Below are 22,626 nucleotides of genomic sequence, written 5' to 3'. Positions count from 1 at the left end.
GCGCATCGCTCATGCCCAGCCTCCCTGACGCGACCGCGCGCGCCGCAACAGGTAGAAGAAGAACGGTCCGCCGATGAGCGACGTGAGCAGACCGATCGGCATTTCGGCACCGGTGACGACCGTCCGCGCGAAGAGATCTGCCCAGACCAGCAGCGTCGCGCCGCCCAGCAGTGAGCCCGTCAGCAGGAGCCGATGCGCGGGGCCAAGGACCATGCGGACGGCGTGCGGCACCACCAGGCCCACGAAGGAGATGATGCCCGCGAAGGCAACGGCAGCACCCGTGAGGACCGCGACCAGGATGATCGAGACCACCCGCAGTCGCTCGACCCTGAGGCCAAGATGCCCGGCGGTGCGCTCCCCCAGCGCCAGCAGGTCATAACGGCGCGCGTAGGAGAAGGCCACCACGCACGCGACGGCGGTGAAGGCGGCAACGACGGCCACCTCCATCCACCGCGAGCCGTTGAGCGAGCCCAGCCTGCCAGAACACGATCTGCTCGCGTGCCGCGGAGTCGCCCACGAAAATGACGAGGGCCAGTCCGGCACCTGCGAAGGCGTTCACGGCAATACCGGTCAGCAGCAGCGTCACTACCTCGGTGCGACCGCCCGCCCGCGCCATGAAGTACACGAGCAGGGTCGCACCCACGCCGCCGATGAACGCCATCGATGCCGTGCCGAGCACTCCGGCGAGCACGCCTCCGGACACGATGCCGAGCGCCGCACCCAAGGCAGCACCCGAGGAAACGCCCACCACGCCAGGCTCTGCCAAGGGATTACCGAAGATCGCCTGCATGACCGCGCCAGCGACGGCGAGCGCGGCGCCCACCAGAAGGCTCATCGCCACGCGGGGGAAGCGGATCTGCCACAGCGCCTCGTAGGTCACGTCCGATGCCGGCGCCCACGACGTGTCGATCCCGACCCCCGCAGCAGCGCGCCGATGACCTCGGTCACGGACACGGTGAGTTGGCCGATGCCCGCCGAGGCGATCACCCCCGCGACGAGCAGGATTGCGAGCGCGCAGAACAACAGCGTGGCGCGCAGCCGCGGCCGCCGCACGGACGCCCGCGCGGGCGCCGACACCACTGCCGACATCACGACTCCGGCGCGTAGACGGCCCGTGCGAGCGCGTCGAGGATGTCTGCCGAGCGGGGCCCGAAGGCGAGCAGGCTGGTTGTCGGCCATATCGACGATGCGGCGGTGCTGTCCCGCTGCGGTCAGCGCGATCGCGGGCTTGGCCTCGAGGAGCCCGTCGACGCCTCCGACCGACTCGATGCCGTGGCTCATCACCAAGATGAGGCTCAGGATCGGCTGCGAGCATGGCCTCATCCGTCAGCGGCTTCATCCCGTCGAGGCCGATCTCGGCCGCCACGTCCACGCCGCCCAGGCCGTTGACGAGCCGATCGGCGCCCGACTCCTCGCCAAACATGTAGTAGATCCCCGAGGCCCCGCGCAGGTAGAGCATCATGATGCGCAGGCCCTCGTCGGGCGCCACGTCGGCGATCTCCGCCTGAGTGGCGGCCACCTCGGAGGCGATGCGGTCGGCGAGCCTTTCGCCCGCATCGGCCACACCCAAGGCGGCGCCCACCTGGCGCGCCAACTCGCCTGCGCCGGTGAACGACGACTCGTTCTCGACGACGACGACCGTCACCCCCGCATCGGCCAACTGCTGCACCGAGTCCGTGGGGCCGATCGACCCGTCCGTGATCACGAGCGTGGGCTCGAGCGCGAGGACGGCCTCGGGGTTGATGGTGTGCGATGACCCCGTGACGACGGGGAGGTCTTCGGTGCCGGGGAACTCGGCGGCGACGTCACGCCCCACGAGCGCGTCACCCTGTCCCAGCGCCCACACGGTGGCGGCGATGGAGCCAGACATGTCGAACACCACCACACGCGAGGCATCGGCCACCTCGACGTCCACGTCCCCGTCCCGGGTGTGCGACGTCACGGTGACGGGCAGGCGAGGCGTCGGCGCCGGGTCGAGCGTGGCGACCGCGGCGTCCGCAAGGACGGCCGTCGACGGGCCCTCGTACGCGTGGGGGTCGGCGAGCAGGTCCAGTTCGGCCAGCGGCGTCGGTGCGGCCGATGCCGGGGTGGCGCTGGCCTGGACCGCGGCCTCAGCGTTGCCGGTGGCGACGGCCTGGGACGACGAGTCCGCCTCGGGCGTCAGCGGCACGCATGCGCTCAGCGCGAGCGCCGCCAGGAGCGACGCGGCGCCCGCCCAGGCGCCACGTCGCATCACGGTCAGGACGCCACAGGCGCAGGCTCGGACTCGCCCAGCGCCTCGAAGATCGCGGCGTTGAAGTGGAATGCACCCTTGGCCTCGGAGAACAGCGCCTGCTCCTGCTCCTCGGTGAAGTCGAGCGCGTCGAGCCTGGTCACGGTAGGAGCGCTTGTAACGCACGGGCGAGTCGATGTCCTCGAAGCGGTAGAACGCCGCCTGGGCGTCCGAGGCTCCATAGTGACGCGCCACGAGGGCGGCGATCGCCTGGCCGCCCGAGAGGTCACCGAGGTAGCGCGTGTAGTGGTGCGCGAGGTAGCGGGCCACGTCGCTGGCGGGGATGGACTCGAGGTGCTGGACGTAGTCGAGCGTGGCGGGGCGTGCCGGGTGAGTCGCCTCCCAGTCAGCGGCACCAAGGTTCTCGAGGTCGGAGACGATGGAAGCAAAGCGCGGCAGCGCGGGGTCGGCGAGGAACTCCGGGTCGCCGGGCTGGGGCTCGCGGGCCTCGAGTGCCCGGTAGACGTAGGCGTACTGCGCGAGGTAGCGCGTGTACGCCTCGAGGTCGAGCTCCCCGCCCATGAGGCGCGTGATGAAGGAGCGGTTCTCGGTGTCCTTGTGCTCCACGGCGGTCGCATCGCGCAGTCGCGCTGCGAGGCCCGGGGTGTCCTCAGCGTGAGTCATGCGGCGAGCCTACCAATTACGCAAGAGCCCTGTCACACAAATTTCTGCGTCGCCGCCCGCGGGGACGATGCTCGGCCATCTGTTGGACACATACCGCCACGTAGAATGTGGCAATGCTGCACCACGCTCCCCTGCTCACCACGATGGCGGCGGGACTCGTGCTGGGCTTCATCCTCGGGTTCGTCGCTCAGAAGCCTGCGCCTCTCACCCATCGTGGGCTATCTCGCGGCCGGACTCATCATCGGCCCGTTCACCCCTGGGTTCGATGCCGATACCGAAGTCGCCTACCAGGCTCAGCGAGATTGGCGTCATCCTGCTGATGTTCGGCGTGGGTCTGCACTTCTCTATTCGCGACCTGCTGGCCGTCAAGAAGGTGGCGCTTCCAGGAGCCGTGCTCCAGATGGTGGCCGCCACGGCGCTCGGCACGCTCGTGGGACTCTGGCTCGACTGGTCCCTTGGCGCCGCCATGCTCTTTGGCCTTGCTCTGTCCGTGGCGTCGACGGTCGTCATGTTGCGCGCCCTCGAGGACAAGCAGGCTGCTCGATACCCGCGCGGGCCACATCGCCGTGGGCTGGCTCATCGTTGAGGATCTGGCGATGGTGCTCGCCCTCGTCGTGGTTCCCGTCCTCGCGGCCGATGCGGGCGGCGCTGGCGCCCTCGCCGGAGAGTTGGCATGGACCATCCTGCGCGTCGCAGTCTTTGTGGCCCTCATGCTGGTGGTGGGCAAGCGCGTCATCCCTTGGCTGCTCGCCAAGGTCGCGGATACCGGCTCGCGCGAACTGTTTACGCTCAGCATTCTCGCGATCGCCATGGGCGTCGCGGTGGGAGCGGCCTACCTGTTCGATGTGTCGTTTGCGCTCGGGGCGTTCTTCGCGGGCATGATCATGCGCGAATCCGACCTCTCGCACCGGGCGGCTGAGGACTCGCTGCCGCTCCGCGACGCCTTCTCGGTCCTGTTCTTCGTCTCGGTGGGCATGCTCGTGGACTGGCACGTGGTCATCGAGGCCCCGCTGGCGCTGCTCGTCACCACCCTCGTCATCGTGTTCGGCAAGTCGGTGGTCGCGTTCGGCCTGGTGCGCGCGCTGCGCTACTCGAAGCGCATGTCGCTCGTGGTGGCGGCAGCGCTGGCGCAGATCGGTGAGTTCTCCTTCATCCTCGTGACGCTCGGCGGTGACCTCGAGATCCTGTCGCAGGAAGCGCAGGACCTGGTGCTCGGCGCCGCCATCCTGTCGATCCTCATCAACCCGTTCCTGTTCACGCTCGTCGCACGCTTCTATCGCGACGGCGCCGAGGAGCCGGGCGCCGAGATCGACGATGCACGCGTGGCCTACGCGGGCACCGAACACGTCATCGTGGTCGGGTTCGGCAGGGTGGGCACCCGCACCGCAATGGCGCTCTGGCACGCCGATGTCCCTACCGTGATCATCGACGACGACGAGAACAAGGTGCGCGCGCTGCGTGACGACGGCCGCGAGGCGATCCTCGGCTCGGCGGTGCGCTCCAAGGTCCTGCAGGCCGCGGGCCTCGACCACGCCACCACGGTGGTCATCGCCATCCCGGATCCCCTCAACGCGGGCGCCATCACCGCCAAGATCACCCGCCTCTCACCCCACGTGCGGGTCCTCGCGCGCGGCCAGAACGATGCCGACGTCGAGTACCTCACCGAGATGGGTGCCGACCGGGTCCTGGTCGGGGTCCACGAGATCGCGGACCTGATGGCCGCGGACGTGCTCGACGAGAGCACCGGAACCCACTAACTCCAGCGCCGGGTGCGTGCGCGAGCGTAGGGTGGCGAGCATGAGCGACGCCGCCACCAGGATCGATGCCCTCGCCAGGATTCTCGACGCGACGCTGCGTGCGGCCTTCCGCGATGTCCTCGCCGATCGCTCCACCACCGAAGACGAGTTCCTGATGCTCTCGCGGCTCGTCCATGCGGATGGGCCGATGTCGTGGGAGACCCTGGAGGCACGCACGCCCGGTCACGCCTCGCCCGCGGCGCTCGCCTCCGCCTGGGAGGGGCTGGCAGCGGGAGGATGGGTGGCGGTCGAGGACGGCGGTCGCGTCGCGACCGACTCCGGCCACGACGCCTACGCGCAGATCGAGGCAGAGGTGACAAGGCTGCACGATGCAACGGTGGCGGGAATCGGCGACGCCGACTACGCGACGGCTGCCGCGGTCCTGGGCCGCATGATCGACAACCTCAGCGCCTGACGCAACCCAGGCATCGGCCGGCTGTCCCGGCGACAGACGACACGCGGGGCCCGGCACGTCACCGTGCCGGGCCCCGCGTGTCGTCGAGAGTCAGTCCTTACTGAGCCTTGTTCTTCAGGACGAAGGCGCCGACGAGCCATCCGGCGAGCGCGCTGAGGAGCCACACCAGCACCGTGCCCACCAGCCAGCCGGTGGCCGTCTTGATGTCGAGACCGTCGGAGAAGATGTTCGCGAGCAGCAGCGCCACGAACGTGGAGATCAGTGCCACACCGCCGGTGAGTGCGCTCGCGTACCGCACCGAGATCTTGAGAATGAACGGCGACAGGATCGCCTGCGCTACGACGAAGATCACCAGCGCCAGCAGGAAGCCGCCGACGTTCATGTCAAAGTCGTCCGCACCGAGAATGAAGTAGGTCAACCACAGGCCCACTGCCGCAGCGATGAGCGTGACCACCAGGTTCCACAGGAATCGCACCATGGGGCAGACGCTACTCCGTGGGGCACCCACTCGCGCGGTAAAACCCCTGCGACACGCGGCAATGGCCCGCACGGCGGTGCGGTGCATCGACGAATGTACCGTGCGGACTATCGATGTGCGGAATTGCTATAGTGTGCGACACACACTATCGTGTTCGTCATGTTGCATCCCGACCTCATCGCGCAACACCGCCAGGAACTGCGCCGCGGCACCACGTCGCTCGCGTGCCTCGCACTGCTCGCCGCGACGCCCGACTATGGCTATCGCCTCATCGGCCGCCTCGCAGAGCCTGGGCCTGAACGTTGAGGCCAACACCCTGTATCCGCTCTTGCGCCGCCTCGACAAGCAGGGTTTGCTCACCTTCGATTGGGATACCTCCGAGGCCCGCCCACGAAAGATCTATGCGACCTCCCCCGCGGGCATCGAGCCTCGTCTCGCTGCTGCGCGCCGACTGGAACCGCCTCTCCGAGGCACTCGACCGGATGGACCGACCATGACGCTCACCGACCGCTACGTCGCCGCGACACTTGCGCGCCTCGCCGAGGACCAGCGCTCCGATGTTGAAGCCCAACTCAGGGAGGCCATCGGCGACGCCATCGACGCCCGCATCGGCGCGGGGCTTACCGCCGGTCAGGCCGAACGGGACACGTTGAACGAGATGGGCGATCCCGAGCGGCTCGCGGCGTCCTACGCCGACCGCTCGCTGTTCCTCATCGGCCCCGAGTACTTCCTCGCCTGGAAACGCCTCACCACCCTGCTGTTGTGGATCGTGCTGCCCATCATGGCGGTGCTGATCCCGCTCGGCGGGTGGATCGACGGCGATGGCGTGGGCGCCATCATCGGCACCACCGTGGGCGGGACCCTTACCGTCGGCGTGCACCTGGTGTTCTGGGTGACGCTCGTGTTCGCTGCGATCGAGCGGGGGCGCGTGAAGGCAAGCGAGGTCACGGAACCATGGACGGTGGACCGGCTGCCCGAGGAGCGGGACGCCACTGTCACGTGGGGCGACACCGCCGGCACCGTGGTGGTCATCGCGCTCACCACGGTGGCGCTCGTGTGGCAACAGCGTGGCCGTGGGCCCGCACAGCCGACGGCGAGGGCCTGCCGCTGCTCGACCCCTCGCTGTGGACGTTCGTGCTGCCCGCACTGCTGGTCGCGATGGGCATCGAGCTCGCGGCCGCCATCGCGCGTCATATGCGGGGCCACTGGACCATGCGCGACTGGTGGCTGAACGTGGCGGTCAACGTCGTCGCCGTAGCCCTCGTCGCGATCCCCGTCGTCGAAGGCGAACTGCTCAACAGGGCGCTCTTTGCCGAGATCGGCTGGCCCGATGCCGCGACCGACCTGACGATCGCCAACCTCGAGTGGGGAATCCTGGTGATCGTCGCCGCGATCGCCGTATGGGACGTCGTCGGCTCTTACCGCAGGGCGCGGCGAGCCTCCTAGTGCTACTCGACGCCGCGCAGCACCCGATTCCACGCATTGACGACGGCGACGGTTTCGACGATCGCCCCGAGCCTGCTGCCGCGTGAAGTACGTTGCCGCGGTGTCGCGCGCCTCGGTCTCGAGCCCGCGCGGCGGGTCGGTCAGGATTTCCGCGAATCGAAGCGCTGCCTCGTCCCCTTCGCTCACCAACCCCTCGCGCATCGCCCTGACCGGCCGCGCGAGAGCGGAGATCACCTCAGGGCGTGCCCCCAATGCCGTCAGCGACTCGGAATGCAGCCGCACGGAGAAGGTGCAGCCGTTCAGGTGTGAGCATCGCAGGCGGATCATGTCGCGCAGGCGCGGCTTCAACGATGCCCCCACCTCGGCATCACAATCTTCAAGCGCCTTCATGAACTCCGGACGCACCCTCGCCTCACTCACCCCAGCGACGCTATCAAGCGGCCTCCTACCCCGGCTAGGGGCGAGACGCAACTCGCCGAGGCATCGGCCGGACGACGGATTGGGGCGGGACCCGTGTGGTCTGGAAGAATGAGCGGCATGACTGCGCGCATCCCAGACAAGGCCACCGTCGACGGACTTGAGGACCGCTGGAACGAGGTCTGGGAGAACGACGAAACCTACCGCTTCGACGCCTCCGTCGAGCGTGAGCAGGTGTACTCGATCGACACCCCTCCCCCACGGTCTCGGGCTCGCTGCACGTGGGCCACGTCTTCTCGTACACCCACACCGACGTGGTGGCGCGCTTCCAGCGCATGAGCGGCCGCGAGGTCTTCTACCCGATGGGTTGGGACGACAACGGGCTGCCCACCGAGCGCCGCGTCCAGAACTACTTCGGGGTGCGGTGCGACCCGACCCTGCCGTACGTCGAGGGCTACGAGCCGCCGTTCGTCGGTGGCGATGGAAAGTCGTCGAAGGCCGCGGACCAGCAGCCCATCTCGCGTCGCAACTTCATCGAGCCTGTGCGAGCGCCTCACCGCCGAGGACGAGCAGCAGTTCGAGCACCTGTGGCGCCGCCTCGGCCTGTCCGTGGACTGGTCGCGCACCTACCAGACCATCTCGCCGTCCTCGCAGGCAGTCGCCCAGCAGGCGTTCCTGCGCTCGCTTGGCCGTGGCGAGGCCTACCAGGCTGAGGCTCCCACGCTGTGGGACGTCACCTTCCGCACCGCCGTCGCCCAGGCCGAGGCTCGAAGACCGCGAGCGCCCCGGCGCCTACCACCGCCTCGCGTTCGAGCCCTGCGCCGATATGGAGGCCGTGACCGGCTCGTTCGAGTCGGTGTGGATCGAGACCACCCGCCCCGAGCCTGCTGGCGGCCTGTGTGGCGCTCGTGGCCCACCCCGACGACGAGCGCTACCAGCCGCTCTTCGGCACGCATGTCCGCACCCCGCTCTTCGGCGTCGAGGTGCCCGTGGTCCCGCACCGCCTCGCGTCGCCCGACAAGGGCTCCGGCATCGCGATGATCTGTACGTTCGGTGATGTCACCGACGTGATCTGGTGGCGAGAGCTCGGCTTGCCGATGCGCTCGATCCTGGGCCGCGACGGCCGCGTGCTCCCCGAGGCTCCCGCGGGACTCGAATCCGACGCCGCGCAGGCCGCGTACGCCGAGATTGCCGGCATGACCGTGTTCTCTGCCCAGAAGCGCATCGTCGAGATGCTGCGCGAGGCGGACCTCATGGACGGCGACCCCAAGCCCATCCAGCACCCGGTGAAGTTCTTCGAGAAGGGCGACAAGCCGCTCGAGATCGTCACCTCGCGCCAGTGGTACATCTCCAACGGTGGCCGCGACGCCGACCTCCGCACTGCTCTGCTGGGCCGCGGAGATGACCTCGAGTTTGTGCCCGCTCACATGGGCAAGCGCTACGAGAACTGGGTCAACGGCCTCACCGGTGACTGGCTGATCTCGCGCCAGCGCTTCTTCGGCGTGCCGATCCCCGTGTGGTACCCGCTCGACGAGGCGGGCGAGGTGGTGTGGGACTCCCCCATCGTGCCCTCCGAGGAGTCGCTGCCGGTGGACCCGTCCGCCGACGCCGCCCCTGGCTACGACGAGTCGCAGCGCGACGTCCCCGGCGGCTTCACGGGCGAGAAGGACATCATGGACACCTGGGCGACCTCGTCGCTCACGCCCCAGATTGTGTGTGGCTGGCGCGATGACGCCGAACTGTTCGCAAAGACCTTCCCGATGGACCTGCGCCCCCAGGGCCAGGACATCATCCGCACCTGGCTGTTCTCCACTGTGGTGCGCTCGCACCTCGAGCACGACGCCCTGCCCTGGAAGCATGCCGCGATCTCCGGCTGGATCCTTGACCCTGACCGCAAGAAGATGTCGAAGTCCAAGGGCAACGTGGTGACGCCCCTGGGGCTGCTCGAACAGCACGGCTCCGATGCGGTGCGCTACTGGGCGGCATCGGCGCGCCTGGGCACTGACGCCGCCTTCGACGAGGGCCAGATGAAGATTGGCCGCCGCCTCGCCAACAAGGTGCTCAACGCCTCGAAGTTCGCGCTGGGCGCCACGGGCATCGGCACCGCGGCCAACGAGTCACTCGAGGCAGGCATCGCGGCCGCAGCCCACGTCACGGGCGGCGTGCTCGACGGCTTGGGGGCAAGCGCGGCGAATGACGCACACCCCGCGGCCATGGACGCCTCCGGCTCGGTGGTGACGGACCCGCTTGACCGCGCCCTGCTCGCGGCGCTCGCCGAGGTCGTGGACACCGCCACCAAGGCGTTCTCCTCCTACGATCACACGCGTGCTCTCGAGCAGGCGGAGACGCTGTTCTGGACCTTCTGTGACGACTACGTGGAGCTCGTGAAGGCTCGCGCCTACGACGGCGCGGCCCCCGGCGAGGACATCGACCCGCTCGCGCCGTGCTCCCCCGGTGCCGCGTCCGCGCGCGCCACGCTCGTGATCGCCCTCGACACGTTCCTGCGCCTGTTCGCGCCGTTCCTCCCCTTCGCCACCGAGGAGGTGTGGTCGTGGTTCCGTCCCGGCACGGTGCACCGCGCCGCGTGGCCGTCGGCGGAGCCGCTGCGCGTTGCGGCCGCAGGTGCTGACGCATCCCTGGTGGCCGATGCAGGCGAAGCACTGGCCGTGATCCGCAAGATCAAGTCGGAGGCCAAGGTGTCGCAGCGCACCGAGATCGTCTCCGTTGACCTGCTGGTTCCCGAGGCCAAGGTTGCTGCGGTGCACGCGGCGAAGACCGACGTGATGTCCGCGGGCCGTGTGCGCGCGATGCAGATTGTCGACGCGGTGGCCGCGCTCGACTCGTCGGTCGATGGCGGCGACTCCGACGGCTCGGCGACCGAGATCGCCGATCCCACGGTCATGCGCACGGAGAACGTGGTCCTCGCCGAGGCCTAAGCCTCACGAACGCGCCCTGAGCCTCCCTAGTGGACGCTCAGGGCGCGTTTTCGTTCCCGGGCGTCTCGCAGCGGACGGTCAAGCAGGTGCTCGCCTCGTCCCCAGCCTCGGCGGCTAAGCGTCCGTATCCCCCACGACCGGGTCGCCTGTGCCTCGACCCGCCCACGGCGGTTGCATCGATGCCATGCGACCGCTTCGCGCGCTCCCTTCCGGGAAGGACTCCTCACTCCACGAGGTGGTGGCCGCGCGCCCACGAGCGTTCACGTCGCGTGAGGCTCGTCGCCATGTCCTCCCGCGATCGCCTTCGACGCGCGATCGACCGCGGCGAGGTGGTGAGGCTCCTGCCGGACTGCTACGTCGCCGCCCAACACTCCGCGTCGTTCTGGGCACGGGCCGATGCCGCCCTCGCCTGGGCGGGCGACGGTGCGGCCGTCGGCGGGATGGCGGCGCTGTTCCTGCATCGGGCTACCACGTCACCGCCGACGCGCATCACGCTGACCGTGCCACGCGAAAGGCGTCGACGGCCTCCCGCCTGGATCTCACTCACGCGGATTTCCTATGACGTTTCGACGGCCCGCGTCTCGGGGATGCAGGTGGCCACCGCCGGCTTCGCGCTGGCGCAGGCGTTCGGCACGCTCGCGCCGGGCACGCGCACCGAGACCGCGTACGGGGTATTGCGCAGGGGCCCGGGGCACGTGGAGGATTTGTGCCTGGCGCTCGCCACGATGCCTCGGGTGGCCGAGCGCCGCCGCCTGACGCGTATTGCTTCGGCAGCCATGAGTGGCGCCGAGAGCCGGCTCGAGGAATTGGGCCTGACGGAGGTGTTTGGCACGGCGGAGTTCTCCGGCCTCATCCGTCAGCACACCGTGGTGTGCGCAGGGCGGCGGTGGCGCCTGGACTTGTACGACCCCGCGAGCCGGACCGCGATCGAACTCGACGGCGCCGCGACACACGGGAGTCCGGCTCAGCGCCAGGCGGACATCGGGCGCGACGCGGCGCTCGCGAGCGTGGGCATTCAGACCGTGCGGTTCGGCCTACGAGGACATGGTGGAGCGTCCCCAGTGGTGCCGCGAGGTGGTGCGGCACGTTCTCGCGGTGCGGTCACGCTCACACACGCCCTGAGAGTCCGCTGGGGTGCGCTGACGTCCCGGATCACGCCCTGACAGTCCACCATGGCGCATCGGGGCGCACGACGAGGCACGCGCCGACAGGCTAGGGCTACGCAGCGCCTTCCTGACGCTCCTCGCGCTCCACGTACGCGGGGAGCACCCGGTCGAGGACCGTCCCCCGGGTCACGATCACGCGGCCGATGTCCTCACGGCCAGGCACATCGAACATGGTCTCCTGGAGGACTTCCTCCATGATGGCGCGCAGGCCGCGGGCGCCCGTGCCACGGTCAAGCGCCTGAGTCGCGATCGCCTCCACCGCGTCCTGCTCGAACTCGAGGCTCCACGCCGTCGATCTGGAACATGCGCTGGTACTGCTTCACCAGGGCGTTCTTGGGCTCCGTGAGGATCGACACCATGGCGTCCACGTCAAGCGGCGACACGGTCGCGATCACCGGCATACGGCCGATGAACTCGGGGATCAGACCAAACTTGTGAAGGTCGGACGGCGTCACCTGCGCGAAGAGGTCCGAGTTGTCGGCCTCCTTGAGTGAGCGCCGAAGCCGATCCCCTTGCGACCCACGCGCGAGGAGATGATCTCCTCCAGGCCCGCGAAGGCTCCACCGAGGATGAACAGCACGTTGGTGGTGTCGATCTGAATGAACTCTTGGTGAGGGTGCTTGCGGCCACCCTGAGGGGGCACCGACGCCTGCGCGCCCTCGAGGATCTTCAGCAGCGCCTGCTGCACGCCCTCGCCGGAGACGTCGCGCGTGATCGACGGGTTCTCGGCCTTGCGGGCCACCTTGTCGATCTCGTCGATGTAGATGATGCCGCGCTGGGCCTTCTCGACGTCGTAGTCGGCGGCCTGCAGCAGGCTTCAGCAGGATGTTCTCGACGTCCTCGCCCACGTAGCCGGCCTCGGTGAGCGCGGTGGCGTCGGCGATCGCGAACGGCACGTTGAGCATGCGGGCGAGGGTCTGCGCGAGGTAGGTCTTGCCGGTTCCCGTGGGACCGATGAACAGGACGTTCGACTTCGCGATGTCGACCTGGTCCTCGCCAGCCTTGGGCGAGGCATCGCCGGCGCGCACGCGCTTGTAGTGGTTGTACACGGCGACGGCGAGCGCACGCTTGGCGGAGTCCTGGCCCACGATGTACTGGCCGAGGAAGTCGAAGATCTCTCGCGGGCGGGGAAGTTCGGTGAGTTCGGCCTCGGCCGCCTCTGCGAACTCCTCTTCGATGATCTCGTTGCACAGGCTCGATGCACTCGTCGCAGATGTAGACGCCTGGCCCGGCGATGAGCCTTGCGCACCTGCTTCTGCGTCTTGCCGCAGAACGAGCACTTCAGCAGGTCGCCGCTGTCTGCCGGTCGAGTCATCGAGTTCTCCCTCCACGCACCCTCACGCCATCTGTGCGGGCCGTACTCATTCAGGCTACCCAGGCCCTGTGACACGCGCAGAGCGACACTCCGCCGCGTCCGCTCACGGCGGAGCGTCGTGTCCGGTGTCACGGAGGCCGATGCGGGCCCTGAGACAGCACAGCGGCCGCCTCCCGCATCGGGAGACGGCCGCCGTGTGACGTGGGTGCTTAGCCTTCGGCCTTGCCCAGGGCGCGGTCCTCGGGGGCCACGGTGTCGACACCCTTGCGCGATGCGAGCACCTGGTCTACCAGGCCGTACTCCTTGGATTCCTGTGCCGAGAGGAAGCGGTCGCGCTCGATGTCTTCGCGCACCTTCTCCGCCGTCTGGCCCGTGTGCTTGGCGAGCGTGTACTCGAGCCACTCACGCATGCGGATCATTTCCTCGGCGTAGATCTCGATGTCCGAGGCCTGCGCGCGGGCGCCCTGCTCGATGCGGGGCTGGTGGATCATGACACGCGCGTTGGGCAGTGCGAGGCGCTTGCCTGGCGAGCCGGCCGCGAGCAGTACGGCGGCCGCGGAGGCTGCCTGGCCGAGGCACACGGTCTGCACCTGCGGCTTGATGTACTGCATGGTGTCGTAGATCGCGGTCAGCGCGGTCTGCGAGCCTCCGGGCGAGTTGATGTACAGCGTGATGTCGCGGTCGGGGTCCTGCGACTCGAGCACGAGCAGGCTGGGCCATCACGTCATCGGCCGAGGCGTCATCGATCTGCACACCGAGGAAGATGATGCGGTCCTCGAATAGGCTTCGCGTAGGGGTCCTGGCGCTTGAAGCCGTAAGCGGTGCGCTCCTCGAAGGAGGGCAGGATGTAGCGCGACGCGGGTCCCGTAGGCGCCGCTCCGCCGAAGCCTGCGGTGCGTCCGCCAGCCTGAATGGCCTGGTAGATCTCGCTCATGCCTTGCCTCCCTGCGACGCGTCGCCGGTCTCGGCGGCGTGAGTGATGACCTTGTCGACGAACCCGTACTCGAGCGCCTCGTCGGCCGTGAACCACCGGTCGCGGTCGGCGTCCTTGTTGATCTGCTCGGGCGTCTTCCCGGTCTGCTCCGCGGTGAGGTTCGCGAGCGTCTTCTTCATGTGCATGATGAGGCTCGGCGTTAATGCGGATGTCCGTGGTGGTGCCGTAGATGCCGCCCGAGGGCTGGTGCATCATGACGCGGGCGTGCGGCGTCGCGAAACGCTTGCCCTTGGCGCCCGAGGACAGCAGGAACTGTCCCATCGAGGCAGCCATGCCCATCGCCACGGTGGCGACGTCGGGCTTGATGTACTGCATCGTGTCGTAGATCGCCATGCCCGCGGTGATGGAGCCGCCGGGCGAGTTGATGTACAGGTAGATGTCCTTGTCCGGGTCCTCGGCGGCCAGCAGCATCATCTGCGCGCAGATGGCGTTGGCGTTGTCGTCGCGAACCTCGTCGCCCAGCCAGATGATGCGCTCGCGCAGCAGCCGGTTGAAGATCGAGTCGCTCAGTCCCATGCCGGGCCCGTCGGCTCGTGCCGTGATGTCGTTCACGTTTCCTCCTGATCGAACGTCTTGCATGACCCTAACGCCCTCGACCCGCGCGTCATTGCCGTTTGTGGCCTCGTTTCGCTACGGGGTGAACACCGCCCGCGTACGCTCGGCGCATGACCGCAGGGTCCGTGGCCGATGCCCCTCCCACCGACCGCTCCTGGCTCGCCTATGTGGCTATGGCAACGGCTGTGGTTGCCGTCGTGGTGCCCTTCGTGGTGCCACTGCCTTTCATTCTTGCCTCCGTGGCCTTGACCGCTCGTCCTCGGGGTGCGGCGCGCGGGGCCGCCTGGGGCGCCATCGGACTCGGAGTGGTCGCGCTGGTGCTGTGGGCGCTGGTGACGGTCGCCTGGTCCAGCGCCATGTCAGGCATGGACTGATGCCGCTCCAGGCGCGGGCTGCCGCCGGAGGCGCGCGTGGCCGCTAGATTCGCGCCATGAGCACGGCTCAGGAGCGCATGAAGGTGGCCAGGTGGGCCTCCGTCGCGCTGGTGACCGGTGCCCTGGGTGTCGCCGGCACGGTGGTGATCGGCCTGGGCGCCACGCTGGTGTGGCCGCTGCTCCTCGTGCTCGACCTCGTGGCGGTCGCTTCCGGTTCCATCGCCATCGCGCGATGCGAGCGCGCGTCGGACCGCCGCATCGGCGGCGTGGGCCTCGCCCTTGGCGTGGTGGGCGGGCTCGCCATCCCGATCCTCGCCGCCACCGTGACCGCAGGGATCACTGGCTGACCCTGAGAGGCGACTCGGGGACTCCCCTGGGGCAGGTTCGCCCCCACGGCCGATGCCCCCTGAGACGCCTCGTCCCTAGGCTCAAGTCATCAGGCATCCGAGGGGAGATCCGCCATGACCGAGCAGCCTCAGCAGGACCCGCAGCAGCCGTCGCAGCCGCAGTACGCAGTCCCGCCGCAGGGCTCCACTCCGTACGGGACTCCTCACTACGGCGCGCCCCAGTACAGCCAGCCCGGCTACCCCGTCGGTCCGCGCCCCGGCACCGAGAAGAACTGGATGAACATCACCTCGCTCGCGCTGTCGCTCGGCGGGTTCGTCACGGGAGTGACCTTCATCCCCGGCATCGTGTTCGGGCACCTCGGGCTCAGCGCCGCCAAGCGTGGCGAGGCCGATAACCGCGGGCTCGGTCTCGCCGGACTGATCATTGGCTACGTGATGCTCGCGCTGATCGTCATCGGACTCGTTGTCGCCACCGTGCTCTTCGCGACGCTCGTCACCGGCGTGGTGGAGGACTGCGGTGGCAGTTCGCCCGCCGAGTGGTGCTCCGACTCCACGGCCGTCAACGCGTGGGCAGCCGTCACGGGAGGCGGCCTCTAACCCCAGACCTGGCTCTCGCATCGGCCGTACCCCGCTGCGAGAGCCACCCCCGGCATCGGCCGACCGCCATCATCCGCCGAGCCAACGCGAAGGCCCCGCCTCCCTCACGGGAGACGGGGCCTTCGTCGTGGGTGAGGCGCCTTACTCGGCGGCCTCCTCCTCAGTCTTCTCGTCCTCGACCGAACCGATCACCGGGGACAGGTCCACGGCGTTACCAGCGGTGTCCTTCACGGTGGTGCGGCGCAGCGCGAAGGCGGTGGCCTTCGAGCGGGCAACCTCGGCAACGATCGCGGGGATCTGGCCGGCCTGCTCCACCTGCTGGATGAAGGTGTTGGGGTCCATGCCGTACTGGCGCGACTGGTTCAGCAGGTAGTCGAGGAGCTCGTTCTGCTGGACCTCGATGTCGAGGTCCTCGGCGAGCCTGGTCGAGGAGGATCTGCGCGCGCAGCGCGTTGTGCGCCTCCTCGGTGACCTCGGCACGGTGCTCGTCGTCCTCCAGGCGGTTCTCGTTCTCGAGGTGCGAGTGCACCTCGTTCTCGATGACCTTCTTGGGGAGCTCGAAGTCGGTCGCGTCCCGCAGGGCGTCGATCGGCTTCTCGCGGGCCTGGACGGCCTGGTTGTTGGTCTTGATCTTGGAGACCTGAGCCTTCAGGTCCTCCTTGAGCCTCGTCGACGGTGTCGAACTCGCTCGCGAGCCTGGGCGAAGTCGTCGTCCACCTCGGGGAGCCTCGCGCTCCTTGACCGCGGTCACCTTGACGGTGATCTGCGCGACCTGGCCGGCGTTGTCGCCCGCGGCGAGCGGCGCCTCGAAGGTGGTCTCCTCGTCGGCGGACAGGCCCACGAGAGCGTCGTCGAGGCCCTCGAGCATGTTGCCCGAACCCACCTGGTAGGAGGTGCCCTGGACGTTGTCGATGTCCGCGCCGTCGAGCCTTGGCGGCGAGGTCGATCGTGGTGAAGTCGCCGTCCGCGACGGGGCGGTCAACGGTCTTCAGCGAGCCGAAGCGCTCACGGAGGTTGTCCAGGCGCTGCTGGACGTCCTCGTCGGAGACCTCGATGGGGTCGACCTCAAGGGTCAGCGACTCGGCGGCGGGCAGGCTCGACCTCGGGGCGGATCTCCACCTCAGCGGTGAACTCCAGGCCCTCGAAGCCCTCCTCGGAGCCGGGGATCTTGACGACCTCGACCTCGGGCTGGCCGAAGGGACGGATGCCCTGCTCCTCGACAGCCTCGGCGTACCAGCCGGGCAGGCCGTCGTTGACGGCGTGCTCGATGATGGCGCCCTTGCCCACGCGGGTCTCGAGGATGCGCGGCGGCACCTTGCCCTTGCGGAAGCCGGGGATCTGAACCTCCTGAGCGATGTGCTCGTAGGCGTGATCCATGGAGGGCTTGAGGTCCTCCTCGGTGAGGGTGACCGTCGCCTTGACGGTCGTGGCGTCGATCTTCTCGAGGGCGCTGGTCACTGATGTGCTCCTGGATTGGGGTTCTGGCCGCGCCGTGTGCGGAGGAACCGCAGTCGGGCAACCCCACGAGTCTAGTCCGGCGCGCCCCGTGTGCCCAATCAGTTCGCTCAGGGCCGATGCGCCGGGTCGGGACCTTAGGGGTCGCGGGCGGCGGAGGGCACCGCCTAGACTCGTGGGTGAACGTTCACATGACGGTGTCCGCATCGGCGCGGACCCACCATCGCAAGGGAGTTGAGCACCGGTGACGGAGCAGACCACTGACGCCGCCGCGGCCATCGCCGCAGGCCACACCTCTCTCGGCATCGAGCCTGGGATCCACCAATATCAAGGCCTGCCTGATCGGCCCGGACCACGAGGTCCTCGCCACGGGCTCGCACGCCTGGGAGAACCAGTTCGTCGACCGCCTCTGGACCTACTCCGAGGAGGCCATCTGGGAAGGACTTCAGGGCGCCATCGCCGCCCTCAAGGCCGATGCCGCCGAGCGCCACGGTGTCAGCCTCGCCTCGGTGGGAGCGCTGGGCTTCTCGGCGATGATGCACGGCTACCTCGCGTTCGACGCCGACGGTCGCCTCCTGGTGCCGTTCCGGACGTGGCGCAACACCAACACGGGTGCCGCGGCCTCGCGTTTGACGGAGGAACTGGGCTTCAGCCTTCCCGCTGCGCTGGTCGGCCTCGCACCTTTACCAGGCCATTCTCGACGGCGAGTCCCACGTGAAGGATCTCGCGTTCGTGACCACGCTCGCGGGCTACGTCCACTGGAAGGTGTCCGGCCAGAAGGTCCTTGGTGTGGGCGATGCCTCCGGCATGTTCCCCATCGACCCCGCCACGCGGGACTATGACGCCGCGATGCTGGCGCGTTTTCAGGGACTCGTCGACGCCCGTCACCCCGGGCTCGACGTCGCAGGCCTGCTGCCGCGGGTGCTGGTCGCCGGCCAAGAGGCGGGCACGCTGACCGCCGAGGGCGCGGCGCTGCTCGACCCGAGCGGCGCGCTCCAGGCGGGCACTCCCCTGGCTCCCGCGGAGGGCGACGCGGGTACGGGCATGGTCGCGACCAACGCCGTCGCGCCGCGCACGGGCAACATCTCTGCTGGCACGTCCATCTTCGCGATGGTGGTGTTGGAGAAGCCGCTCGAGTCCGTGCATGAGGAACTCGACATCGTCACGACTCCCGCAGGCGACCTGGTCGCGATGGTGCACTGCAACAACGGCGCCTCGGAACTGGGCACGTGGGCGCAGGTCTTCACGGAGTTCGCCACCGCGGTGGGCGGCAAGGACGACTCGGGCGCGGTGTTCGGCGCTCTCTTCGCGGCGGCACTCGAAGGCGAGGCCGACGGCGGCGGCCTTCTCGCCTACAACTATCTTTCGGGCGAACCCATCACCGGGCTTGAGGAGGGCCGCCCTCTGGTGGTCCGCACTCCCGGCAGCCGCCTCACGCTCGCCAACTTCATGCGCACCCAGGCTCTACGCGGCCTTCGGCACCCTGAGCCTGGGCATGAAGGTGCTCCACGGCGAAGGAGTGGTGCTCGACTCGATGTTCGCGCACGGCGGCATGTTCCGCACCGCCGGGGTGGCGCAGCGCCTGCTCGCGGCGGCCATCGACGCCCCCGTCACGGTGGGCGACACCGCCTCGGAAGGCGGCGCGTGGGGCATCGCGGTGCTCGCCGAGCAGGTGCGTTCCGGTCAGGGCCAGGCGCTCGATGCGTATCTGGCGCAGCGCGTCTTCGCCGGGGCTGACCTCACGGTCGCCGAGCCGGACTCCGGCGACGTCGCTGGCTACGCGGCGTGGCTGGAGACCTACAGCGCAGGACTCGCCATCGAGCGCGCGGCGGTCGAGGCCATTCACTAGAGCACCTCTTCCTCGAGGGGCTCACCCACTGCGCGGCGCGCAGGTCCGCGGCGACTCAGGTCGCGCGGAGCCCCTCGAGGAATCGCTCGGCCTGGGCCTCCTGACGCGCCTTGAGCCCCTCGCTCGGCCCTTCCATCAGCGCCTGAACGGAGGCGCCGTCGACGAGCGTCACCCAGTCGTCCACGATCGCCGAGTCGACGAGCCCGGCAGCGAGGTCCCCGTCTTCGCGCGCCTCCGCGAGGACTCCGTAGAGCAGCCTGCGAAGGCTCGATGTGCGACTCACGCCGTGCCTGCGCCAAGCGCGGACTCGTCACCGCATGCGCGCAGAACGAGATGTCGACGTGCGCCTCCAGGAGCCGTTCCTCGTCCAGCGGGAGCGACTCAAATAGCGCGTGGCGTAACGCCTCGAGCCCTCGCTTTCCGCGGCCCGTGGCGAGGATCCTGTCGCGCGCCCGCCGGAAGCCGAGGCTCATGAGCGGAGATGAGCAGGCTCGTCCTTGTTCGCGAAGTAATGGTTGAGCGCTCCGAGCGAGAGCCCGGCCTCCCGTGCGATCTCACGCGTGGAAGCGTTTTCGAGTCCCACGCGGCCGATGACGCGCCACAACGCCTCGTGCACCGTAGCGCGGCGCGCGGCGTGATCGACGATGCGCGGCATGACACCTCCCTGAGGCCAGGATGGTATCCGAGTCACCCGCAATGAGGCGGGTCACCACGGACGAGGCCCGGAGACGCGAAACACAGGTTTTACCTGGCGGCAACCTTTTTAGATCAGTTGCTCCATAACCTGATGCTCGTCCCCGCCGCCTCAGGAGAGGTACGCATGACCGTCCCCGTCACCACCTCCGCGCGCCCCTGGGTCGCCGCGGGTTTCTTCGCCCAGGGCCTCCTCATGGCCGCCGTGCTCACCAGCCTGCCCGGCATCGAGGAACGCACGAGCATCGGCGAGACCGAGGTGTCGCTCGTCATCCTCGGCACCGTCCTGTTCGCCGGCGCGGGCTCGGTCTGGGCCGGCTCCTCGCCACGCGCTGGGGTTCCGCCGCCCTTCTGCCACCGGCCTTCGCGTTGCAGTCGATCGCCGTCGCCCTCGTCATGCTCGACGCGCCGCTGGCGCTGCTGTTCCCCATCTTCGCCGTCTTCGGGCTCGGCGTCGGGCTCGCGGATGCCGGCAACAACATGCAGGCACTCACCCTGCAGCGCCAGGCGGGCAGGTCCCTGATCTCGTCGTTCTACGCTGTCCAGACCACGGCGGCGATCGCGGGGGCACTCCTGGTGTCGGGGATCGCCGCGCTCGAGGCGCCCTTCGAGGTCACCTTCGCCGTCGCGGCGGCCGTGGGTCTCGCGATCGCCGTCGCGGTGCGGGGCCGACTGGTTCCGGACCCCGAGGCCGCCGCCCCCTCGTCCGAGCGTGCCGCACTGCCGTGGTCGGGGATCATCGTGTTCGGCATCGTGGTGGCGGTGTCCTACGTGGGCGACTCCGTCATCGGCACCTGGAGCTCGGTCTTCCTCGACAAGGAACTCGCGGCCATCGCGGTCGTGGTACCGCTCGGCTACGCCGCCTACCAGGCCTGTTCACTGGCGAGCCGGCTCGCGGGTGACCGCCTTGTCACCCGCCTTGGCCGGGCGCGCGTCCTCACCGGAGCGACCATCCTCGCCGCAGGCTCGCTGCTCGTGGCCGCCGCGGCACCCGAACCGTGGATCGCGGTGGCCGCCTTCGGCGCCGCCGGACTTGGCATCGGCCTCATGGCACCGCTGTCCTTCTCCGCCGCGGGCGACCTGGCCCCCGATCACCAGGACGAGGTCGTCTCGCGCCTCAACCTCTTCAACTACGCCGGCGTCGTGGTCGGCTCGGGCGCCACCGGAATGATCGCCGACGGCCTCGGGCTGCGCGCCGCGATCGTCATGCCCGCCGTACTCGTCGCCGCCGCTCTCTTCGCCGTGCGCGCGTATCGCACCCCGCGTCCCATCCCCACGTCCCCAGGAGGAGACCATGCCTGACACCCTCACCACCGACGTCGTCATCATCGGCGCCGGCCTTTCCGGCCTCACCGCCGCCCGCCATCTCACGGCCAGTGGCGTCGACGTCGTCGTGCTGGAGGCAAGCGATCGCGTGGGCGGCCGCACCCGCAACCAGGAAGTCGGTGGCCTCACCGTTGACCTGGGCGGAACGTTCGTGGGTCCCGGCCAGGATCACGTGGTCGCGCTCGCCACCGAACTGGGCCTGACCACCTTCCCCACCTATGACCAGGGCGCCCAGGTGATGGCGGTGGGCGCCCGCAGGCGCGAGTACCAAGGATCCACGTTTCCGATCGGTCCGCTGCGCCTGGCTCAGGCTCGGGACGGTGATGGCGACCATCGACAGGCTCGCCGCCACCGTCCCGAGCGGGGCACCATGGAGGGCGCCCCGCGCCAGCGAATGGGACGCGCTGACCCTCGAGGACTGGCTGCGTTCGCGCGGCGGCGGCGACCTGCTGGTCACGCTGTTCTCGTTCGTCACGCGTACCTCGTGGGGCTGCGAGCCTCGCGAGATCTCGTTCCTGCACGTCCTGCACTACGCGCGCCAGGCGGGTGGCCTGTGGCCGCTGCTGGGCACCACCGGCGGGCTTCAGGAACGCCACTTCCACGAGGGCGCCGCGGCCATCAGTGAACGGATGGCCGATGCCCTCGGCGCCAGGGTGAGGCTGTCCTCGCCCGTGCGCTCGGTAGCGTGGGCCGACGACGGTGTGAGCGTGGTCGCCGATGGCGCCACGGTGCAGGCCAAGGCCGCCATCATTGCGGTCCCGCCCGCCGCTCGAGGGCGGCTCGCCTTCTCCCCCGCCCTGCCTGAACCGTGGGCGTCGCTGCCGTCGCGCTGGCCGCAGGGAACGCTGTCGAAGGCCTACGCCGTCTACGAGCGCCCCTTCTGGCGCGACGGCTCCGGCACGGGACTGCGCAGCGAACTGTCTGGCCAGTCACAGTCATCGTCCGGGCCGGTCTGCGCCACGTTTGACGCGAGTCCGGCGGACGGCGAGCGCGGCGTCCTCCTCGGGTTCATCGGCGGCGATGACGCCCGCGCGTGGGATGCGTTGCCCGCAGCGGAGCGACGCGCCCGCGCCCTCGGATCGTTCGCGGAGATCTTCGGGCCCGACGCGCTCGCCCCGCTGGACTACACCGAACAGCGGTGGGCACACGAGGACTGGGTGCTCGGCGGACCCACCGCCGTCCCAGGGCCGGGCGCATGGACCGCGGTGGGCGCGGGCGTCGCGACACCGGTCGGCCCGCTGCACTGGGCGGGCACCGAGACCGCCCAGACCATGACCGGCTTCATGGACGGCGCCGTCCGCGCCGGCCAGCGCGCCGCCCGCGAGGCACGCCGCACGCTGGAAGCTCGGCCCGTATCCCCCGCATCCGCCGTCGCCATTCCCGCCTGACCCGCACCCTCGAAGGAGACCCCCATGCCTCTTGGCCGCTCCCATACCGTCCTCACCACCGCATCGGCCGATGCCGTGTGGAAGCGCTGGACCACGCCCGCCGACTGGGTGACGGACGATCCCGGCGTGGACGCCTGCGACTTCGCCACCCCGCCCGCGGTGGGCACACGCGGCACCCTTGTG

18 protein-coding genes and 9 pseudogenes are annotated in these 22,626 nt (G+C 69.3%); 15 read left to right on the top strand and 12 right to left on the bottom strand.

The features are described 5' to 3' along the window. Window positions 1–9: 9 nt before the first annotated feature. Both QQK48_RS22050 and QQK48_RS22045 read right to left on the bottom strand, forming a co-directional pair. On the bottom strand, window positions 10–441 hold the full coding sequence (locus QQK48_RS22050; protein WP_431308356.1) for a FecCD family ABC transporter permease: 432 nt from the start codon (window positions 439–441) through the stop codon (window positions 10–12). Continuing rightward, a complete protein-coding gene (locus QQK48_RS22045) occupies window positions 374–2,896 on the bottom strand; it encodes an iron chelate uptake ABC transporter family permease subunit (protein ID WP_431308355.1) in 2,523 nt (840 codons plus the stop codon). The genes QQK48_RS22050 and QQK48_RS22045 overlap by 68 nt, the downstream gene beginning before the upstream one ends. Window positions 2,897–3,161: 265 nt before the next feature. Here QQK48_RS22045 and QQK48_RS13685 point away from each other — a divergent pair, with 265 nt between their 5' ends. From QQK48_RS13685 to QQK48_RS13675, 3 genes are read left to right on the top strand one after another with little or no spacing between them, the layout of a single operon-like run. Further along, complete coding sequence (locus QQK48_RS13685) at window positions 3,162–3,482, top strand: cation:proton antiporter domain-containing protein (protein ID WP_284328814.1); 321 nt, start codon at window positions 3,162–3,164, stop codon at window positions 3,480–3,482. 10 nt (window positions 3,483–3,492) lie between these two features. Further along, entirely contained in the window at window positions 3,493–4,653 is a 1,161-nt protein-coding gene (locus QQK48_RS13680; protein ID WP_431308354.1) for a cation:proton antiporter domain-containing protein, read from the top strand. Window positions 4,654–4,693: 40 nt separating this feature from the next. Beyond that, window positions 4,694–5,107, top strand: coding sequence for a hypothetical protein (locus tag QQK48_RS13675; RefSeq protein ID WP_284328812.1), 414 nt, complete (start codon window positions 4,694–4,696; stop codon window positions 5,105–5,107). A 97-nt stretch (window positions 5,108–5,204) separates the two neighbouring features. Here the strand turns inward: QQK48_RS13675 and QQK48_RS13670 are convergent, their stop codons facing one another. Beyond that, window positions 5,205–5,585, bottom strand: a complete 381-nt coding sequence (locus QQK48_RS13670) for a phage holin family protein (protein ID WP_284328811.1) — start codon at window positions 5,583–5,585, stop codon at window positions 5,205–5,207. Window positions 5,586–5,744: 159 nt separating this feature from the next. Here QQK48_RS13670 and QQK48_RS20295 point away from each other — a divergent pair, with 159 nt between their 5' ends. From QQK48_RS20295 to QQK48_RS13660, 3 genes are read left to right on the top strand one after another with little or no spacing between them, the layout of a single operon-like run. Beyond that, window positions 5,745–5,891: a hypothetical protein gene (locus QQK48_RS20295; RefSeq protein WP_348523639.1), complete on the top strand. Its 147-nt coding sequence runs from the start codon at window positions 5,745–5,747 to the stop codon at window positions 5,889–5,891. Next, on the top strand, window positions 5,842–6,816 hold the full coding sequence (locus tag QQK48_RS20290; RefSeq protein ID WP_348523638.1) for a helix-turn-helix transcriptional regulator: 975 nt from the start codon (window positions 5,842–5,844) through the stop codon (window positions 6,814–6,816). The genes QQK48_RS20295 and QQK48_RS20290 overlap by 50 nt, the downstream gene beginning before the upstream one ends. A gap of 2 nt (window positions 6,817–6,818) precedes the next feature. Then, a complete protein-coding gene (locus QQK48_RS13660; RefSeq protein WP_284328810.1) occupies window positions 6,819–7,031 on the top strand; it encodes a hypothetical protein in 213 nt (70 codons plus the stop codon). A 210-nt stretch (window positions 7,032–7,241) separates the two neighbouring features. Here the strand turns inward: QQK48_RS13660 and QQK48_RS22040 are convergent. Then, a pseudogene (locus QQK48_RS22040) lies at window positions 7,242–7,421 on the bottom strand (carboxymuconolactone decarboxylase family protein); the annotation flags it as partial. A gap of 138 nt (window positions 7,422–7,559) precedes the next feature. Between QQK48_RS22040 and valS the strand changes: the two are divergent. Continuing rightward, window positions 7,560–10,384: pseudogene (gene valS, locus QQK48_RS13655) on the top strand (valine--tRNA ligase). A 284-nt stretch (window positions 10,385–10,668) separates the two neighbouring features. Next, window positions 10,669–11,547 (top strand): PDDEXK family nuclease, encoded by an 879-nt coding sequence (locus QQK48_RS13650; RefSeq protein ID WP_284328809.1) that lies wholly within the window; start codon window positions 10,669–10,671, stop codon window positions 11,545–11,547. A gap of 55 nt (window positions 11,548–11,602) precedes the next feature. Here QQK48_RS13650 and clpX read toward each other — a convergent pair. From clpX to QQK48_RS13635, 3 pseudogenes are all read right to left on the bottom strand, one after another. Further along, window positions 11,603–12,865, bottom strand: a pseudogene (gene clpX, locus QQK48_RS13645) (ATP-dependent Clp protease ATP-binding subunit ClpX). Window positions 12,866–13,074: 209 nt separating this feature from the next. Further along, window positions 13,075–13,799, bottom strand: a pseudogene (locus QQK48_RS13640) (ATP-dependent Clp protease proteolytic subunit). Continuing rightward, a pseudogene (locus tag QQK48_RS13635) lies at window positions 13,796–14,375 on the bottom strand (ATP-dependent Clp protease proteolytic subunit). The pseudogenes QQK48_RS13640 and QQK48_RS13635 overlap by 4 nt, the downstream one beginning before the upstream one ends. Window positions 14,376–14,524: 149 nt before the next feature. Here QQK48_RS13635 and QQK48_RS13630 point away from each other — a divergent pair. From QQK48_RS13630 to QQK48_RS13620, 3 genes are all read left to right on the top strand, one after another. Beyond that, a complete protein-coding gene (locus QQK48_RS13630) occupies window positions 14,525–14,788 on the top strand; it encodes a hypothetical protein (RefSeq protein ID WP_284328808.1) in 264 nt (87 codons plus the stop codon). 56 nt (window positions 14,789–14,844) lie between these two features. Further along, entirely contained in the window at window positions 14,845–15,135 is a 291-nt protein-coding gene (locus QQK48_RS13625; protein ID WP_284328807.1) for a hypothetical protein, read from the top strand. A 114-nt stretch (window positions 15,136–15,249) separates the two neighbouring features. Then, on the top strand, window positions 15,250–15,732 hold the full coding sequence (locus tag QQK48_RS13620; RefSeq protein WP_284328806.1) for a DUF4190 domain-containing protein: 483 nt from the start codon (window positions 15,250–15,252) through the stop codon (window positions 15,730–15,732). A gap of 306 nt (window positions 15,733–16,038) precedes the next feature. Here the strand turns inward: QQK48_RS13620 and QQK48_RS20285 are convergent. The 3 genes and pseudogenes from QQK48_RS20285 to QQK48_RS20275 form a co-directional block, all read right to left on the bottom strand. Then, a pseudogene (locus QQK48_RS20285) lies at window positions 16,039–16,212 on the bottom strand (hypothetical protein); the annotation flags it as partial. Between the two features lie 4 nt (window positions 16,213–16,216). After that, a pseudogene (locus QQK48_RS20280) lies at window positions 16,217–16,600 on the bottom strand (trigger factor); the annotation flags it as partial. A 197-nt stretch (window positions 16,601–16,797) separates the two neighbouring features. Next, window positions 16,798–17,190 carry a trigger factor gene (locus QQK48_RS20275; protein WP_348523637.1) on the bottom strand — a complete coding sequence of 131 codons (393 nt, stop codon included), beginning with the start codon at window positions 17,188–17,190 and terminating at the stop codon, window positions 16,798–16,800. Window positions 17,191–17,431: 241 nt separating this feature from the next. Between QQK48_RS20275 and QQK48_RS13610 the strand changes: the two are divergent. Beyond that, a pseudogene (locus QQK48_RS13610) lies at window positions 17,432–19,036 on the top strand (xylulokinase). A gap of 55 nt (window positions 19,037–19,091) precedes the next feature. Here QQK48_RS13610 and QQK48_RS13605 read toward each other — a convergent pair. Then, window positions 19,092–19,319: a hypothetical protein gene (locus QQK48_RS13605; protein ID WP_284328805.1), complete on the bottom strand. Its 228-nt coding sequence runs from the start codon at window positions 19,317–19,319 to the stop codon at window positions 19,092–19,094. A gap of 186 nt (window positions 19,320–19,505) precedes the next feature. Continuing rightward, complete coding sequence (locus QQK48_RS13600) at window positions 19,506–19,691, bottom strand: TetR family transcriptional regulator (protein ID WP_284328804.1); 186 nt, start codon at window positions 19,689–19,691, stop codon at window positions 19,506–19,508. Window positions 19,692–20,098: 407 nt separating this feature from the next. On the opposite strand from QQK48_RS13600, the gene QQK48_RS13595 reads away from it, so the two are divergent. The 3 genes and pseudogenes from QQK48_RS13595 (at window position 20,099) to QQK48_RS13585 (ending at window position 22,443) form a co-directional block, all read left to right on the top strand. Then, on the top strand, window positions 20,099–21,031 hold the full coding sequence (locus QQK48_RS13595; protein WP_284328803.1) for an MFS transporter: 933 nt from the start codon (window positions 20,099–20,101) through the stop codon (window positions 21,029–21,031). Beyond that, window positions 21,024–21,350, top strand: a pseudogene (locus QQK48_RS20270) (flavin monoamine oxidase family protein); the annotation flags it as partial. The gene QQK48_RS13595 and the pseudogene QQK48_RS20270, both read left to right, overlap by 8 nt. Window positions 21,351–21,378: 28 nt before the next feature. Beyond that, entirely contained in the window at window positions 21,379–22,443 is a 1,065-nt protein-coding gene (locus QQK48_RS13585; RefSeq protein WP_348523636.1) for a flavin monoamine oxidase family protein, read from the top strand. Window positions 22,444–22,626: the final 183 nt, after the last annotated feature.

It is taken from the genome of Demequina litorisediminis (genome assembly GCF_030161615.1).
Taxonomy (GTDB): Bacteria; Actinomycetota; Actinomycetes; order Actinomycetales; family Demequinaceae; genus Demequina; species Demequina litorisediminis.
This window is presented reverse-complemented; position numbering and strand designations above follow the sequence as displayed.

What these genes read in the sequence shown, in the direction of transcription:
- QQK48_RS13620 (WP_284328806.1), top strand. Translation starts at nt 15,250, where the DNA reads ATGACCGAGCAGCCTCAGCAGGACCCGCAGCAGCCGTCGCAGCCGCAG.
- QQK48_RS20290 (WP_348523638.1), top strand. Translation starts at nt 5,842, where the DNA reads ATGGCTATCGCCTCATCGGCCGCCTCGCAGAGCCTGGGCCTGAACGTT.
- QQK48_RS13650 (WP_284328809.1), top strand. Translation starts at nt 10,669, where the DNA reads ATGTCCTCCCGCGATCGCCTTCGACGCGCGATCGACCGCGGCGAGGTG.
- QQK48_RS13685 (WP_284328814.1), top strand. Translation starts at nt 3,162, where the DNA reads ATGCCGATACCGAAGTCGCCTACCAGGCTCAGCGAGATTGGCGTCATC.
- QQK48_RS22045 (WP_431308355.1), bottom strand. Translation starts at nt 2,896, where the DNA reads ATGACTCACGCTGAGGACACCCCGGGCCTCGCAGCGCGACTGCGCGAT.
- QQK48_RS13680 (WP_431308354.1), top strand. Translation starts at nt 3,493, where the DNA reads ATGGTGCTCGCCCTCGTCGTGGTTCCCGTCCTCGCGGCCGATGCGGGC.
- QQK48_RS13600 (WP_284328804.1), bottom strand. Translation starts at nt 19,691, where the DNA reads ATGCCGCGCATCGTCGATCACGCCGCGCGCCGCGCTACGGTGCACGAG.
- QQK48_RS13625 (WP_284328807.1), top strand. Translation starts at nt 14,845, where the DNA reads ATGAGCACGGCTCAGGAGCGCATGAAGGTGGCCAGGTGGGCCTCCGTC.
- QQK48_RS13670 (WP_284328811.1), bottom strand. Translation starts at nt 5,585, where the DNA reads ATGGTGCGATTCCTGTGGAACCTGGTGGTCACGCTCATCGCTGCGGCA.
- QQK48_RS13630 (WP_284328808.1), top strand. Translation starts at nt 14,525, where the DNA reads ATGACCGCAGGGTCCGTGGCCGATGCCCCTCCCACCGACCGCTCCTGG.
- QQK48_RS13585 (WP_348523636.1), top strand. Translation starts at nt 21,379, where the DNA reads ATGGCGACCATCGACAGGCTCGCCGCCACCGTCCCGAGCGGGGCACCA.
- QQK48_RS20295 (WP_348523639.1), top strand. Translation starts at nt 5,745, where the DNA reads ATGTTGCATCCCGACCTCATCGCGCAACACCGCCAGGAACTGCGCCGC.
- QQK48_RS13675 (WP_284328812.1), top strand. Translation starts at nt 4,694, where the DNA reads ATGAGCGACGCCGCCACCAGGATCGATGCCCTCGCCAGGATTCTCGAC.